The sequence below is a fragment of the Enterococcus sp. DIV0210g genome (assembly GCF_050559705.1).
In the GTDB taxonomy this organism is placed as follows: domain Bacteria; phylum Bacillota; class Bacilli; order Lactobacillales; family Enterococcaceae; genus Enterococcus_B; species Enterococcus_B faecalis_A.
The window spans coordinates 805,705-822,199 of record NZ_CP187903.1 but is presented as its reverse complement, the minus strand read 5'-3'; the positions used below and the strand labels follow the sequence as shown (position 1 = coordinate 822,199).

Below are 16,495 nucleotides of genomic sequence, written 5' to 3'. Positions count from 1 at the left end.
TTGGTTATTTTACCACAGTTCGATAAAAAACTCTTGGAAAAAAACCAGTCGTAGGTCTTAGAGATTTCTTTACTTTTTTCCTTTAAAATAAAGAAGAAGACACATCGTCCGTATATAAAACGAAAAGGAAGTGATTGGATGAAAAAACGCTTTTATCTTTTAGGTATATCCTTGCTCACTGGCGCTTTAGGAAGTTTGGCAATCCGAAAATCCCAACAAAAAAAGTTGAAAAATGAACACCCTGATGATTTTTCTGTCTATTGCGGTACGTGGGCATTTACAGATAAAAATGATACCCGGCATAAACTGACAGTCACTCCTGATTTTTCGTTGATCATCGACAACAAGAAAATGGAAACAGCTTTGATTGAATTGTCACCAGAACAGCTGGTCGTTCGAGATCAATATGGATTTCACCTTGCACTGGCCTTTGACCCAGATCCTGTTTTATATGATGAAGCAGAAGACCGCTATTTTCGATTAAAACAGTCATAGATTTGAAATAGGATCAGTTATTTTTTCTTATCCTAGCATGTCCTGAGAAACAGCTGCTGAACAATTGCGGCTGTTCTTTTTTTATTCCTATATTTTGTTTCAGATAAATAGTAAAACGCCGCTTTTTTTGTTAAACTGTGTATGATGGTTTTTTACCATGAAAGGATGAACAATTATGACACCAAATCGAGAAGACTACTTAAAAATCATTTTAGAACTCGGTGGAGATACCAATAAAGTCAGCAACAAGCAAATCGTCACAAGTTTAGCTGTCTCACCTGCTTCTGTCAGCGAAATGATCTCTAAACTTGTAAAAGAAGAACTTGTTGAACATTCTCCTTATCAAGGTGTGCAGTTAACACAAACTGGCTTGCAATCCGCGAGTTCCTTGATTCGCAAACATCGGTTATGGGAAGTTTTCTTAGTTGAACATCTTGGCTATAGTTGGAATGAAGTCCACGACGACGCTGAAGTCCTTGAACACGTGACCTCTAATCATCTAGCCTCCCGCCTGGAAAACTATTTGAACCATCCGAAGTATTGTCCTCATGGTGGAATGATCCCTGACAGCAATCAAGTCGTTCATGAGAAAAAACATCAGACCCTTGAATCCTATGCTGTAGGCACTTGCGTTCAAATCGCCCGTGTCTTGGATGAAAAAGAATTGCTTGATTATCTGGTCACGATCGACCTGAATATTGGTGAAGTTTATGAAATCACTGATATTGCGCCTTATGAAGGGCCGATCACTCTCAAAAACGATACAAAAGAAATCTCTGTCAGCTATAAAGCAGCAAGTACAATATTTGTTGATCAACAATAAAGGAGACTACCTATATGTCTAAAGAAAATAATGTCTTATTTACGATTTTCGGCGGTACCGGCGATTTAGCCCAACGAAAACTATACCCCTCTTTATTCCGTCTTTTTCGAAAAGGAAACCTTGGCGAACACTTTGCTGTAATCGGAACAGCTCGCCGTCCTTGGACAAACGAGCACTATCGGGAAGTCGTTCGAGAAACGATTGCTTCTCTTAACCCTTCTGAAAAAGAAGCCGAAGCATTCTCCAGCCATTTTTATTATCAATCCCATAATGTAAACGATTCAGAACATTACCAAGAATTAAAGACATTAGCAGATGAATTAGATGAAAAATACCAATTGAACAGCAACCGCGTTTACTATCTGGCGATGGCGCCTCAATTTTTCGGTACGATTGTTGCTCACTTGAAATCACAAGAGATTTTGACAACAGAAGGCTACAACCGCCTGATCATCGAAAAACCATTCGGCTCCGATTATCATTCAGCTTATGAATTGAACCAAAAAATCCGTGAAGTATTTCCTGAGCAAGACATCTTCCGTATCGATCACTACCTTGGAAAAGAAATGATCCAAAATATCTCTGCGATCCGCTTTGCAAACAATATCTTTGAATCTCAGTGGAACAACCGCTACATCGACAATGTTCAGATCACTTTTGCTGAAAGCCTTGGTGTAGAAGATCGCGGCGGCTACTATGATCAAAGCGGCGCCTTGAAAGATATGGTCCAAAACCACATCCTGCAAGTTGTTGCTTTACTTGCAATGGAACCGCCAGTTGCCTTCTCCGAAAAAGAGATCCGCACAGAAAAAATCAAAGCTCTTCAAGCAATCAAAGTCTACAACGAAGAGGAAGTCGCTGAGAATTTCGTCCGCGGCCAATATGCAGAAGGACAACTTGATGACAAAACATTCAAAGGATACCGTCAAGAAGACAAAGTAGACGAACAATCGGAAACAGAAACATTTGTTGCCGGTAAGTTTACTATCGATAATTTCCGCTGGTCAGGTGTACCTTTTTATATCCGTACAGGCAAACGTTTGACAGAAAAAGGAACGCGTATCAATATCGTCTTCAAACAAGTCCCTGTTAATGTTTTTAAAACTTCGGTAGATGAAACGTGTGAAGAAGCTGTTCTTCCGCCAAATGTTTTGACAATCTATATCCAACCAACTGAAGGATTCTCTCTTTCATTAAACGGGAAGCAAATTGGTCAAGGCTTTGACACAGAACCAATCAAATTGGAATACAGAAATAGTGCTGAAATGGTTGAAAACAGCCCTGAAGCCTATGAAAAATTATTGTTTGATGCGCTTCGCGGCGATGGAACAAACTTCTCTCATTGGGAAGAAGTGGCGCAATCTTGGCATATCGTGGATGTGATCCGTAAAGTATGGGATCAAACACAACCAGAATTCCCAAATTATAAATCAGGGTCTATGGGGCCAAAAGCTGCATTCGAACTATTGGAAAAAGATGGTTTTGAATGGATCTGGCAACCAGATAACTGGTACCGCGAACGTGGAAAATTAGACTAAAAATAATCCAACACAAAACCGGCAAACAATTCGATTGTTTGCCGGTTTTTTTGATCACTTCTTTATTGAGACAACTGTGCATAACAACAAACACGGACGAATTGGATGATTCGTCCGTGTCTTTTAATGCTTATTCGAATCCTTCTGCCACTGCTTCAGGATAATGTTCTTCTACGATATGTGCACATCTTCCGCATAAATGAGGCAGATTTTCGTCTGAACCTACATCTTTACGGATTTGACGGCAGCGATCACAGCTTTCGCCATCTGCTTTTTCGACTAAGATTGCTACATCATCAAATTTCAGTGCATCACTTGGTACCTCAGCTGATTCAGAGATCTCAAAGTAATCTGGTGAGATGATCAGCAATTGCGGAATGTCTGAGGCAACAGCTGTCAGTACTTGTTTGACTTGTTCATTTGGATAGATCGTTACTTTTGCTTCTAAAGACTTACCGATCAATTTCGCATTACGTGCTTCTTCTAAAGCTTTCAGCACTTTGTCACGGAAGTCCATGAATGCAGCCCAAGTATCCATCAATTCTTCTTGATTTGAGTATTCTTCATATCCTGGGAATTCGCTCAATTGAACGTATTCTTCGTCTTCTTTCAAGAATGACCAGATTTCTTCTGCTGTATGCGGGATGATTGGTGTCAATAATTTTGTCAATGCAACCGCTGTTTGGTAAAAGACTGTTTGCATGCAGCGGCGTTGGTAGTCATCTTCTGCTTCGATATAGACAACGTCTTTCGCAAAGTCTAAGTAGAAAGCAGAAAGATCCACTGTCAAGAAATTGATTACTGTGCGGTAGATATGCAAGAAGTTGTATTTTTCATACCCTTCTTTGCGGATTTCTTCGATGACTTGATTCAAACGAACCATCATGTATTTATCTACTGAACGCAATTCTTCATAAGGAACAGCATGTTTTTCAGGCTCAAAATCAGAAGTATTGGCAATCAAGAAACGCATTGTATTTCTGATTTTACGGTACACTTCTGCCACTTGGTTCAAGATATCCATAGATACACGTACATCCGCTTCGTAGTCCACACTTGAGACCCACAAACGCAAGATATCTGCACCCATTTGTTTGATTACTTTATCAGGAGCAATCGTATTACCTAAAGATTTACTCATTTTGCGGCCTTCCCCGTCTAAAGTAAACCCTTGAGAAAGAACCGATTTATATGGCGCTTCTCCATTGATCGCCACACTTGTTGTAATACTTGAGTTAAACCAGCCGCGATATTGGTCTGATCCTTCAAGATACATGTCTGCTGGGAAAGTTAATTCTGGACGTTGACGAAGTACAGCTTCATGTGAAGACCCAGAATCGAACCAAACGTCCATGATATCTGTTTCTTTTGTGAATTCTCCATTTGGTGAACTAGGATGTGTAAATCCTTCAGGTAATAAATCTTTTGCTTCACGTTCAAACCAGATGATTGAACCGTGTTCTGCAAACAAGTTTGCTACATGTTCGATTGTTTCAGGTGTAATGATTGCTTCCCCATTTTCAGCATAGAAAATCGGCAGCGGCACACCCCACGCGCGCTGACGAGAAATTACCCAGTCGCCGCGGTCGCGAATCATATTGTACAAACGTGTTTTGCCCCATGGAATGATCCAGTCGACTTTTTCGATTTCGTCTAAGATATCTTGACGGAATTTATCGATTGATGCAAACCATTGTGGTGTCGCACGGAAAATTACTGGTTTTTTCGTACGCCAGTCATGTGGGTAGCTGTGCGTGAAGAAGTCTAATTTCAGCAAAGCGCCTTTTTCTTCTAGCAAATCAGTGATCATTGGATTTGCTTTATCATAAAAGATTCCTTCAAATCCAGGTGCTTCATCTGTGAAAATCCCTTTAGAATCAACAGGTGACAATACTTCTAAATCATATTTTTTACCTGCGATGTAGTCATCTTCCCCGTGTCCTGGTGCTGTATGGACAAGTCCTGTACCAGCTTCCAATGTCACGTGGTCACCTAAGATTACTCGTGATTCACGATCATAGAATGGATGTTGTGCGGTCATGTTTTCCATTTCTTGGCCGCTGATTTCTTGGATGATTTCTGCGCTTTCCCAGCCGATTGCTTCTTTTACTGTTTCCAATAAGTCTTTTGCTACGACGAATTTGCGTCCGTCTGCTTCAACTACTGCATACGTATATGTTGGATTAACTGCGATTCCTTGGTTCGCAGGCAATGTCCAAGGAGTAGTTGTCCAGATAACAAAAGCTGTATCATCTGTTAATAATCCTTTACTGTCTTTTACGTTGAATGCAACATAGATCGAAGGTGACTTCACGTCTTTATATTCGATTTCTGCTTCCGCTAGAGAAGATTCGCTTGAAGGAGACCAGTAGATTGGCTTCAACCCTTTGTAGATAAAGCCTTTTTCTGCCATTTTACCAAACACACGGATTTCAGCTGCTTCATAAGATGGATCAAGTGTGACATATGGATTTTCCCAGTCACCCATTACACCTAGGCGTTTGAAATCTTCTCTTTGTTTGTCTACTTGTGACAATGCGTATTCACGACATTTTTCCAAGTATTCAGCCATGGTCATTTCTTTGCGTTTGATTCCTTTGTTTGTCAATACTTGTTCGATTGGCAACCCATGTGTATCCCAACCAGGAACGTAAGGCGCACGGAATCCTGACATTGATTTTGAACGGATGATGATATCTTTACTGATTTTATTCAATGAATGTCCTACGTGGATGTTTCCGTTAGCATAAGGAGGTCCATCGTGTAAAACAAAACTTGGTTTACCTTCATTCAATTCTTGGCGACGTTTGTAAAGTTCTGCTTCGTCCCATTCTTTTTGCCATTGACCTTCACGATTCGGCAAATTTCCGCGCATTGGAAAAGCTGTTTTTCCCAGCTGCAATGTTTCTTTCATTTTCATAAATGAAGCACACTCCTTCTTTATTTTGGGGTAATAAAAAACGACACGTTGCGCCCCAAGGGACGAACGTGTCGTGGTACCACCCAAATTTTAGTCGATCAAATCAACTTCTTCAGGATCTATAACGTGATCAGCCGCTGTTTCTTACTAGAGGTTCAGAAACAGATGTCGTAGAGGATCTTTCACTTTGCAGGGTCTTGCCGAACTTCCACTCTCATCGGCTCGCTGTAAGAATGCAAAATGCTTTTCTGTTCTACTCGTCTTCAGTAGGGATTACTGAAAGATCAATTGTATTTGTATCAAATACTGGTTCTTCTGGAGTTGAGTTTACTCCACTTTCGTTTTCATTGTCAAGCTGTTTTTCTAAAACTTCTTTGATCACTTGATGGCTGTCGTTCACATAGCTTGAAAATGGTTGAAGGATCTCATCCCATTCTGGGCTTTTGACTTGTTCCAATTGTGATTCAAGCATTAAGCTGATACGTTGATGGAAGACACGCGTACGTTTCTTCAAGTCTTCTGTTTCTACAGCTAATTGTTTTGCTTTAGATGTAGCGTCAGTCAAGATTTCTCTTGCTTTTTCTTCTGCATCTACAGTCAATTGATGTGCACGTCTTTCCGCATTCGCAACTAATTCATCCGCTGTGTTTTGCGCAGAAGTCACGATTACTTCGGATTCTTTGCTTGCACTTGTTTTCACTTTGTCAGCTGTGTCTTGTGCAACGATGATTGATTGGTTCAACGCATCTTTCAATTCATTGAAGTATTCTAATTTTTCTTCCGAATGTTTGACAGCTTTTTCTAATTCGCGGTTTCTTTGAAGTACTTCTTCATAATCGCGTACGATCAAATCTAAAAAATCATCTACTTCGTCTTGATTATACCCGCGCATTTTTGTCGGGAATGTTTTGTTCTGGATATCTAATGGAGTTAAAGCCATGAGTAAACCACCTTTTTGTTTTATTTACGTAATACACCAAATAGCAACCGATATTTTTCCTTTTTCGTCTTACCCTCGAATGCTTGGATTTGAATTCTTCCATACCCTCTAACGGAAACGATGTCTAACAATTCAAGCAAAAAGTCCGGACGTGTGTTTTCTGTCCAATTGACTTTGACTTTCCCAGATTCGATGAGCTGTTTTGACCGTTGTCTAGAAATATTATATATCTCAGAAATCACAGTGTCCAGACGCAATGAAGAAACCGTTCCTCTTTCTTCTGTCCATTCGTCTTTCGGCAAGATAAGTTCAGTATAATTCCGAGGTTCTAAACGAACGGAGACATTTCCGACTTTTGTCACTTGTGCAGTCACAAAACTGCTGACTTCTTTTGCCACAAAAATCTGCCAATGCTCGCCGTCTGAGATGATATCGCCGAAGTAAGCTCGTTTGACCCCTGTTCCTGTGAATGTCCCCAAGATTTTCCCATGACTGAGGTTTGCGAATTTCGAAGGATAATGGATCTCGTACAAAGCAATATCAAAATCTTCATCTGTCGGCTGAAAATAATCTGGATAAATCAAGCAGCGTTTCCGCTCCGCTTGTTCGTATCCGCCGTAAAATGAAAAGGACAAATCACTCGATTGACGAATCAATGTCTCTAAAATATACGCTTGCCGCGGGTCCAAAAAATCTGTTAAATAAGGAGCATAACGGCTTTGGACTTGCTCGATCCAGTCACTTGCTGAATCGATGAAGGTCCGCTCTTCTGCGCGAAAATGCTGATATATATTGTTATCCACGAAATCCACCTTCTTTCATCATAAAATCGAAAGGATGATCCTGATCAATCCTTGGCTCGCCATATTTAAAATAAAAATTGCTGCCAGGATCGTAAAGTCGACTGGTCCAAACCGTAGATTCAAACGGTCGAATAAACTAAGATAAGGTTCACATATTTTGGCTAAAAATCGTCCAAAGGCTGACTGATATCCTCCTGGAAACCAAGAAAGCAAAGCATAAAGAATCAATAAAATAGTGTAAATGTAAACTGCGTCACTAAATAAATTAAGCAAACGATAAATTAAAATTGTTTTTCCTCCTCTTTACAGATCAAAAATATTTGCATCTGCAAACGATTGTGCAGTCGAACTATCGATTTCGACTCCAGTTGGTGTGCAAAGGAAGATCTCATCCCCTACACGTTTGATATCGCCATCTAAGGCATAGACAGTTCCTGTAAGAAAATCAACGATCCGGCGTGCTTGTTTTTCTTCGACTAGATGGAAATTGACTAAGACTGCTTCTCCAGCAATCACTTTTTTTGCGATAGTCATTGCTTCAGAATAAGCGCGCGGTTCTAAAATCACGATTTTATTTGCTGCATTCGTTTGAGACTGTATCGCTCTTTTTGAATAAACTTCTTCTTTTTGTACAGGAACAGAAGGCGCTTGGCGAAGTTCGATCACCTTTTTCTTTTCAGCTGGCTGCACATACTCTTCCCGTACAGCATTAGTTCTCATAGCTGCCGCTGCAGGCTGCTGCGGTTTTGCTTGGACGGGCTGTTTTGTAGGCTGTGCTTTTGCTTGCGTTTTTACTGGCTGTGCCTTTGTTTGTACCTTTGTCTGTACTTGTGGCTGTGCCGCAGGTTTCGCTTGGACAGCCGTTTTTTGTGTTGCTTCAGAATAGTCGTGAAAATCGTACTCTTCTTCATCTGCTAATCCAAAAAAATTAGCGATCGCTCCTTTATTCAAAAGTGGCATTGGTAATTCCCCCCTAGTTTTATTTAAATAATGCCGTCCCTACACGGATGAACGTAGCGCCTTCTTCGATCGCGATGGGAAAGTCTTGACTCATCCCCATACTCAGTTCGCTGCAAGGAGCATGTTCATAGCCCTTTTTTTGAACTGCATCACGCAGATTACGCAAGTTGCCGAATAGTTCGTGGATCTCGTCAGCAGAAGCATTTTTAGGAGCCATGGTCATCAACCCGATGATTTTTATTTTTGTATATGGAGCTGCTGCTTCGACAAAAGAAAAAATCTGTTCAGGTGAAATCCCGTGTTTCGATTCTTCTCCGGAAATGTTTACTTCTACAAAACAGGAAATTTCTTTCTCTGCTCTTTTTTGGATTTCCTCTGCTAATCTCAAACTATCTAACGCATGAAAATAATCAATTTCATTTATAATCAATTTTACCTTTCTGCGTTGTAAATTACCAATTAAATGCCACTTTATTTTCGGAAACTTAACCAAGTTTTGCTTTTTTTCCAACAATTTATCTACCCGGTTTTCTGCACAATCCAAAATACCGGCTTTTACGATTTGTTCTGCAGTTATCGAATCAACGGATTTTGTTACAGCTACTAATTTGACTTCTTTTGGATCACGATGAACAAGAGCACACGAATCCTGAATTTCTTGCTCGATTTCCTGCAAGTTGTCAGCAATCATGTGCTCTCCCTCTCCTTTATCGTTTACGACGGAAAAACGGCGGAGTACTTAACTCGTCATCATCGTTCGATTTTGTTTCTTCACGATTGAACGTATCGAATTCTTTCTTTTCAATCGTATCAAAGTTTGTATCTTCCACTTTTGAGCGGACGTTCTGCTCGCGGCGGATGTCCCAATCGCCGAAGTTGTTTTCTTCTTCAGCTGGAACTGGTTTTGCTTGATCCAAGTCTAAGACTGGTTTTTGAACAGATGATTGCATTTGGCTTTGTCTAGCTGGACGGCTAGACTTGCGCTCCTTTTTTGACGTGTCAATACCTGTTGCGATAACCGTTACACGGATTTCATCGCCCAATTCTTCGTTGATTGACGTACCTAGGATGATATTTACATCGCCTGCAGCTGCATTTGCAACGATATCTGATGCATCTTGTGCTTCAAATAAAGTCATGTCCAAACCGCCTGTGATGTTCAACAATACTTGTTCTGCTCCATCGATCGAAGTTTCAAGCAATGGAGAAGAAATAGCTTTTTTCGTTGCTTCGATGACACGTTCTTCACCGCTGGCAACACCGATACCCATCAATGCTGTTCCTTGGTTTTCCATCACTGTCTTCACATCAGCAAAGTCAAGGTTGACGTAACCAGGTGCAGTGATCAAATCAGAGATACCTTGTACCCCTTGGCGTAAAACGTTATCTGCTTCACGGAATGCTTCCAGCATAGGTGTCTTTTTGTCGACAACTTCTAGTAAGCGGTTATTTGAGATGATCAATAATGTATCAACGTTTTCTTTTAATTTTGCGATACCTTCCGCAGCAAAGCGGCCGCGTTTTGGTCCTTCAAAAGTAAATGGACGTGTAACAACACCAACTGTTAACGCGCCTAATTCTTTTGCGATACCCGCAACGATCGGTGCAGCACCTGTACCTGTTCCGCCGCCCATACCGGCAGTGATAAAGATCATATCTGCTCCGTCTAAGGCTTCACGCAATGCTTGTTCACTTTCTTCCGCAGCTTTTTGGCCAACTTCAGGCTGTGAACCGGCACCTAGACCACGTGTATATTTAGGGCCTAATTGAATAACAGTTTCAGCTTTTGAATTTTTTAATGCTTGTACATCTGTATTAGCGGTGATGAATTCTACACCTTTTACATTTTCTTCGATCATACGGTTCACAGCGTTTCCGCCGCCACCGCCGACACCGATGACTTTGATTACTGCTCCGTCATTGATGTTATTATCAATAGAGAATTCCATATTTTATTCCTCCCAGGATGATTTAATCAAAAATATTTGTAAAGAAACCTTTGATTTTGCTTGTTACGTTTTCACCGGATTTTTGTTCAGCCGGTTCTTCGTAAACCGTTTCTTCAGAGACTTCATATTCGTCATATGAAGGTGCCGTTTCTTGCTCAGCTACGGCAGAAGAATGTGTGATACTTTCTCCTGTGATAGATGATTTTGCAAGCTGGTATACTTCATTCAGATTCGCAGAATAATCGACGATGCTGATAACGTTGGTAAATACAGGATTTCTAAGTCCCATATGGTTAGGAACATACAATTTAACGTTTACGCCAAATATCTCTTGTGCCAAGTCAACGACACCTGGCAAGCTTGCAGCTCCGCCAGTCAAAACGATTCCACCTGGTAGTTCCAAAGCTTCGATTTGATCTAAAGCTTCTTTTGATTTATGGAAAATTTGTTCCATACGTGCTGAAATGACTTCAGACAAATAACGTTCGTCTACTTTTACTGGATCTGATTGTCCGATCACATCTACAGGAAACTCTTCATTTTCTGAAGTGCGTTCTGGATAAGCATCACCATAATTGATCTTAAGTGCTTCTGCGTTGTTAAAGGATGTGTTCAACACGATAGAGATATCTTTTGTGACAAACTCTCCGCCTTCTTGGTCAACGTTTGTAAATTTCAATTGTTTGTCGTGCATAACAGAAGTGGTTGTTTGTCCGCCACCCATGTCGATCACGATCGTTCCAAAATCTTTTTCGCCGTCTGAAAGGATCGACTCTGTTAAAGCTAACGGAGCAATCACTAATTCATTTACAGCTAATCCTGCTTTTTCCACACATTTACGGATGTTGTGAACGATAGTTTTTGGTCCAGTAAATAACAGACCGAACATTTCTAAACGTACACCGATCATTCCGCGCGGATCTTTGATTCCTTCAAAACCGTCAACTGTGAAATCTTGCGGCAGAATTGCCACGATTTGGCGTTCAGGAGGGATTGAACGGACTAAAGCAGCTGATGCGACGTTGCGGACATCTTCATCAGTGATTTCTTTTGACTCTCCGTTTACCGCGATCATTCCTTGGCAGTTTTCGACTTCAAGCATGTTCGCCGGAAGCCCTACACTTACAGCTTTGATTTGGATGCCTGCTTTTTCTTCTGCTTGTCGTACTGCTCGTTGAATCGCTTGGACTGTTTTATCGATATCAACGACGATGCCTCGGTTAATCCCCTCTGATTTTGCGTTTCCTACTCCAATAATATTCATTTGGCTGTCGATATATTCAGCCACGACAACTTTGACAGATGTCGTTCCAATATCAAGGCCTACATACATTCCTGTTTTTGCCATGAATGGGGTTCCCTCCTACTTACTATTCCATATACAAGCGAACAACTAACGTCCGTTTTAAAATATACTTTAATATATATATTCACTGCTACCAATTCTAACACAAATTACTGGTTTTTAGAAAGTAGATTCTTACTTTTTACAACTGTTTTATTCATTTTCATCCAAATTGTTCTCAGTTGCGGGGGTCGTCTGTTCGGTTTGTTCGGTTTGACCTGTTTCTTCCGTTGATTCGTTAGGGTAAGAAAAGATTCCGACTTCCATGTCGATCGTTCCTTTTTCGTCCATTTCTTTTGCAACTTGTGAATAAAATTTCATCTGATCTGGGAGATTTGTAATATTGATGATTACTTGATTCCCATCATTCATGTATAAAAGAAGCAGATTTTTGTTGCTTGAAGTAGGCGTGTACTTGATCTCAGAAATCGCTTTTTGCAATTCTGATGACAGCTTGTTGTATTGCTCCATCAGCTGTTTGATTTTCTTATCGCTGTCGAAACCTTCTAGGATCGGCAGGTTTTTCGTTGGATTTTCTACTTTTTCGTCTAAAACAGTCCCATTTTCCAATACTGGAGAATAGTCATTATTTTTTGCTACTAAAGCAACTTCTTTATACTCAGATACAGTCAGTTTGAAATGGTTCATTGAACTGATCTTGATAGACGCGTCTTTGATTCGAGGCTGTTCTTCCTTCAAGCGGTCTATGTGTTCTTGCTTGTGCCAATATTGAGGCCAGAAATTTCTGCCTAAAGTCAAGTTTGCTGACTCTTTGACTTCTTGGCTGGAGACGACCGTATTTCCTGAAACATCGACCGCAGCTAACTTGCTGTAAGGAGAAACATAGTAAATGAAAAAGAGCAGCGGGATCAGCAAAATCGAAATAATCAGTGACAACCGGCGAATGAGCACTTTATTGCGCTGACTTTTCAAGTTAGGCAATCGTTTGACGAAAGAACCATTGTAAGGTCCGTTTTCTCTTGATTCTTGTTCGTTCTCTTCCTGTTCCGTGTGTATGACTGCTGTTTCTTTTGCTTGTTCTTCTGTTTTTCCTGTTTCTTCCGGCTCTTCCGATTCATTCATCGTTTGATCCGGATCGTCATTTTCTGTTTCAGATTTCTTTTTTGATTTTCGATTCAAATACATTCGGTTGGCCTTTTGCCAAGGAGTCAGCTGTTCATCATTGGAAGATGAACTTGGTAAATTCTCTGGTTCTTTTTTCTTACTCACTCAGACCACCGCTTTCTATTTTTTAATCAGAGTTTGAACTAATTGGTATAGTCGTTCAGAAGCATCAGGGATTCCCTGATTTTTAGATGCTTCGGACATTTTTGACTGCTGCTCTTCATTTGACATGATTTCATCAATCGTTTCAAGCAGCTTGGTACCGTTCAATTCGCTGTCTGTAATCATCTTCGCCGCACCAGCTTGTACAAGGCTCTGTGCATTCTTTGTCTGATGATCGTTTGTCACATAAGGACTAGGAATCAAAATAGCTGGAAGACCTAACGCTGTAAATTCAGCGATTGAGGTTGCTCCAGCGCGTCCAACAAGCAGATCACAGCTTGCCATTACCTGTTCCATATCTTTTATGTAGGGACGAATACTGATATTGGCTGACGAGTGATTGGCTGCTGCATTTTCAACATCTTTGAAATAACGCTCTCCGGAAGCATATAAAATTTGGTATTCTTTTTTGCTGGCTTCCTCTAGAAAATCAACGACCGCATGATTAAGATTCAACGATCCTTGACTGCCGCCAAAAATCAGCACCGTTTTTTTCTCTGGATCTAACGCATATTGAGTCAAGACATCTGAACGAGGCGTCGAAGCTACTTCTTGTGCACGGGGGTTTCCCACCAATTCGATTTTTTCTTCTGGGAAGAAAGAACCGGCATCTTTGAAAGAAAGCGCAATTTTATCGACATACCTGCTTAAAAATTTATTTGTTATCCCAGGGACACTGTTTTGTTCATGGATAATCGTTGGAATACCTAATTTAGCAGAAGCATAAACAACTGCGCCAGACACATAGCCGCCAGTTCCAATCACGATATCAGGCTGAAAATCTTTGAGGATCTTTTTTGCCTGTCGAATGCTTTTTAGGAACAGCTGTACAGTTTTTACATTATCCAAAGACAATTTTCTTTTGAATCCTTGGATCTCCAGTGTATGGAAAGGAATCCCTGTATCTGGGAGGATCTTGTTCTCCAGACCTCTTTTTGCTCCAATATACATAAACTCAGCGTCGGGATGTTTTGATTTTACATAATTGACAAAAGCCAGCGCCGGGTAGATATGCCCACCCGTTCCGCCTCCTGTGACTAAAATTTTCATTTACTTCCGCTCATTTCTTCCATTTTCTTTCAATTTTTCGACAGCTTCCATGAATTTCGTTCCGCGTATCTCAAAATTAGGGTATTGATCCCAGCTGGCATTCGCTGGTGAAAGCAGGATCGTATCTCCTGGCTCGCTTACCTCAAAAGCTTCCGCAACTGCTGTTTCTGCATTTGCTGATTCTTTTATGACTGGTATACCTGCTTTTTCAGCTGCTTCTTTTAACTTGTCTGCTGTTTCGCCAAAAGCGATCATCGCTTTGATCCCTTTCAATGACGGCACAAGTTCATCAAATCCGTTACCGCGATCTAATCCGCCGGCTAATAAAATCAGTGATTCATGTTCAAACCCGCTGAGTGCACGCTCTGTTGCTAAGATATTGGTTGCTTTTGAGTCATTGTAGAATTTTCTTCCTGCTACTTCATCGACATATTGTGTACGATGGGCTACGCCGTGGAAAAGTCTCAGTGTCTGTTGGATGGCTTCATTTGAGATATCATATAGTTTAGCAACAGAAATTGCTGCTAATGCATTTTCAATATTATGGGCACCAGGAACACCTAAATCTGAAGCATCCATTATTTTTTCTTGGTCATAGTAGATAACACCATCCGCATAATAAGCCCCTTTTTCCAACTTTTCAGTTGTTGAAAAAGGCAGTACTTGTGCCTTGGTTCTTTTGGCTAGATTTCTTAATTCTTCTTGATTCCAGTTTAAAATCAAAAAGTCATTTTCTGTCATATTTTTTTGCAGATTCCATTTGGCTTTGACATATTCGTCACGTGTACCGTGGTAATCCAAATGAGCTTCATAGATATTCGTGATCACTGCAACATTCGGATGGAAATCCGTTACTCCCATTAACTGGAAGCTTGAAAGTTCCATAACGATTTTATCTTCTGGTTTTGCTTCTTGTGCTACTGTACTAGCAGGAAAACCAATATTTCCTGCTAACCGAGCTTTTCCGCTTCCTTTTTCAGCATTCATTATCAAGCCGATCATCGTCGTGGTCGTTGTTTTGCCGTTCGTACCTGTAATTCCGATGATTGGACATTCCGCTACTTCATAAGCCAATTCGACTTCTGTGATGACTGGGATACCCATCTCTTCTGCTTTGGCAACAAGGGGATGGCTGTAGGGAATACCAGGATTTTTGACCATTAAAGAAAATTCTTCATCCAATAATTCAATTGGATGGCTTCCTGTCACTACTTTGATCCCTAAAGTCAGTAGATCTTGTGCTTCTGCGTTTTCTTCAAAGGGTTTTCCGTCATTTACTGTTACGAGCGCCCCAAGTTCATGCAGTAATTTTGCTGCACTGAAGCCGCTTTTTGCTAGTCCTAGAACGAGTACTTTTTTATTTTCGTATGTTGAAATTTTTTTCATATCCAGTCATCTCCTACCAAACGATCCACAACGTGATGATTGACATCACGAGACTTACCAGCCAAAATACGATATCGATTTTCCACTCAGACCATCCGCTCATCTCAAAATGGTGATGGATCGGCGACATTTTGAAAATTCTTTTTCCAGTCAATTTGAATGAAGTAACTTGCAGCATCACGCTGGCAGTCTCCATGACATAGATCAACCCAATCAGCAGTAATGTCCACTCTTGATCCAACATGATCGAGATTGCTGCCAAAAGTCCCCCTAATGCTAATGAGCCGACATCACCCATAAAGATTTTGGCAGGTTTGCGATTGTAAGCAAAGAAACCAAGTAGCCCGCCTAAGACACTTAGACAAACAACTAAAACATCGATCTGTCCTTGATGCCAAGCAATGATACCGTAAGTACCGAATGAGATTGTTCCTAAACCAGCAACTAAGCCGTCGATTCCATCTGTCAAGTTAACGGCATTAGAAAAACCAACTAGCCAGAAAATAGCGAATAATCCGTAAATCAAACTTAATGGAATCTCGATACCAAAGAAGTTTAATGTATTTGAATAGTTTTCTGAAAGATAGACAAAATAGAAAATCAATCCGCCTACGATTTGTCCGATCAATTTCTGTAAAGATTTCAGACCCAAATTTTGTTTCTTGAAAATCTTTATAAAGTCATCTAGAAAACCAATTGCGCCATAAAGCGCAAGAACGAACAATAAGATGAACAGCGTTGGAGTCAGCTGATTAAGCCAAGCACCGACCCAGATTCCTGTAAGAATCGCTGCAACAAGGAACACCAAGCCTCCCATCGTAGGGGTTCCGGCTTTTACTTTGTGCCAGTTCGGTCCTTCATCACGAATCGCCTGACCTTGTTTTTTCATTTGAAAGTAGCCGATAAATAGCGGCATTACCGCTACGGTCATTGCACAACTACTAACAATGGGGATTAATGCTTGTGTCCACTCCATGCTTATTCTCTCCTATTTCTTTT

At 40.7% G+C, this 16,495-nt stretch carries 15 protein-coding genes; 3 read left to right on the top strand and 12 right to left on the bottom strand.

All coding sequences use genetic code 11. From position 1 onward, the window contains the following. Positions 1 to 138: 138 nt before the first annotated feature. From IGI64_RS04060 to zwf, 3 genes are all read left to right on the top strand, one after another. Positions 139 to 495 carry a DUF4828 domain-containing protein gene (locus IGI64_RS04060; RefSeq protein ID WP_016624130.1) on the top strand — a complete coding sequence of 119 codons (357 nt, stop codon included), beginning with the start codon at positions 139 to 141 and terminating at the stop codon, positions 493 to 495. Positions 496 to 670: 175 nt separating this feature from the next. Further along, on the top strand, positions 671 to 1,318 hold the full coding sequence (locus IGI64_RS04055) for a metal-dependent transcriptional regulator (protein WP_016624131.1): 648 nt from the start codon (positions 671 to 673) through the stop codon (positions 1,316 to 1,318). Between the two features lie 14 nt (positions 1,319 to 1,332). Beyond that, the gene (gene zwf, locus IGI64_RS04050; protein ID WP_016624132.1) at positions 1,333 to 2,856 is read left to right on the top strand and encodes a glucose-6-phosphate dehydrogenase; all 1,524 of its coding nucleotides are present in this window, start codon (positions 1,333 to 1,335) and stop codon (positions 2,854 to 2,856) included. Positions 2,857 to 2,986: 130 nt separating this feature from the next. Here zwf and ileS read toward each other — a convergent pair whose 3' ends face one another. From ileS to mraY, 12 genes are all read right to left on the bottom strand, one after another. After that, positions 2,987 to 5,776, bottom strand: a complete 2,790-nt coding sequence (gene ileS / locus IGI64_RS04045; protein WP_429939555.1) for an isoleucine--tRNA ligase — start codon at positions 5,774 to 5,776, stop codon at positions 2,987 to 2,989. Positions 5,777 to 6,029: 253 nt separating this feature from the next. Then, positions 6,030 to 6,716 (bottom strand): DivIVA domain-containing protein, encoded by a 687-nt coding sequence (locus IGI64_RS04040; protein ID WP_016624134.1) that lies wholly within the window; start codon positions 6,714 to 6,716, stop codon positions 6,030 to 6,032. A gap of 20 nt (positions 6,717 to 6,736) precedes the next feature. Beyond that, positions 6,737 to 7,519, bottom strand: coding sequence for an RNA-binding protein (locus tag IGI64_RS04035; protein WP_034862031.1), 783 nt, complete (start codon positions 7,517 to 7,519; stop codon positions 6,737 to 6,739). 18 nt (positions 7,520 to 7,537) lie between these two features. After that, positions 7,538 to 7,807: a YggT family protein gene (locus tag IGI64_RS04030; protein WP_429940752.1), complete on the bottom strand. Its 270-nt coding sequence runs from the start codon at positions 7,805 to 7,807 to the stop codon at positions 7,538 to 7,540. Positions 7,808 to 7,822: 15 nt separating this feature from the next. Beyond that, positions 7,823 to 8,479 carry a cell division protein SepF gene (locus IGI64_RS04025; RefSeq protein WP_429939554.1) on the bottom strand — a complete coding sequence of 219 codons (657 nt, stop codon included), beginning with the start codon at positions 8,477 to 8,479 and terminating at the stop codon, positions 7,823 to 7,825. A gap of 19 nt (positions 8,480 to 8,498) precedes the next feature. Continuing rightward, entirely contained in the window at positions 8,499 to 9,170 is a 672-nt protein-coding gene (locus IGI64_RS04020; protein ID WP_016624138.1) for a YggS family pyridoxal phosphate-dependent enzyme, read from the bottom strand. Between the two features lie 16 nt (positions 9,171 to 9,186). After that, complete coding sequence (gene ftsZ, locus IGI64_RS04015) at positions 9,187 to 10,428, bottom strand: cell division protein FtsZ (protein WP_016624139.1); 1,242 nt, start codon at positions 10,426 to 10,428, stop codon at positions 9,187 to 9,189. A 22-nt stretch (positions 10,429 to 10,450) separates the two neighbouring features. Beyond that, complete coding sequence (gene ftsA, locus IGI64_RS04010; RefSeq protein WP_016624140.1) at positions 10,451 to 11,776, bottom strand: cell division protein FtsA; 1,326 nt, start codon at positions 11,774 to 11,776, stop codon at positions 10,451 to 10,453. 150 nt (positions 11,777 to 11,926) lie between these two features. Then, on the bottom strand, positions 11,927 to 13,003 hold the full coding sequence (locus IGI64_RS04005; RefSeq protein ID WP_429939553.1) for a cell division protein FtsQ/DivIB: 1,077 nt from the start codon (positions 13,001 to 13,003) through the stop codon (positions 11,927 to 11,929). Positions 13,004 to 13,018: 15 nt separating this feature from the next. After that, positions 13,019 to 14,110, bottom strand: a complete 1,092-nt coding sequence (gene murG, locus IGI64_RS04000) for an undecaprenyldiphospho-muramoylpentapeptide beta-N-acetylglucosaminyltransferase (protein WP_429939552.1) — start codon at positions 14,108 to 14,110, stop codon at positions 13,019 to 13,021. After that, the gene (gene murD, locus IGI64_RS03995) at positions 14,111 to 15,496 is read right to left on the bottom strand and encodes a UDP-N-acetylmuramoyl-L-alanine--D-glutamate ligase (RefSeq protein WP_429939551.1); all 1,386 of its coding nucleotides are present in this window, start codon (positions 15,494 to 15,496) and stop codon (positions 14,111 to 14,113) included. Between the two features lie 13 nt (positions 15,497 to 15,509). Next, the gene (mraY, locus tag IGI64_RS03990; RefSeq protein ID WP_016624144.1) at positions 15,510 to 16,472 is read right to left on the bottom strand and encodes a phospho-N-acetylmuramoyl-pentapeptide-transferase; all 963 of its coding nucleotides are present in this window, start codon (positions 16,470 to 16,472) and stop codon (positions 15,510 to 15,512) included. Positions 16,473 to 16,495 lie beyond the last annotated feature (23 nt).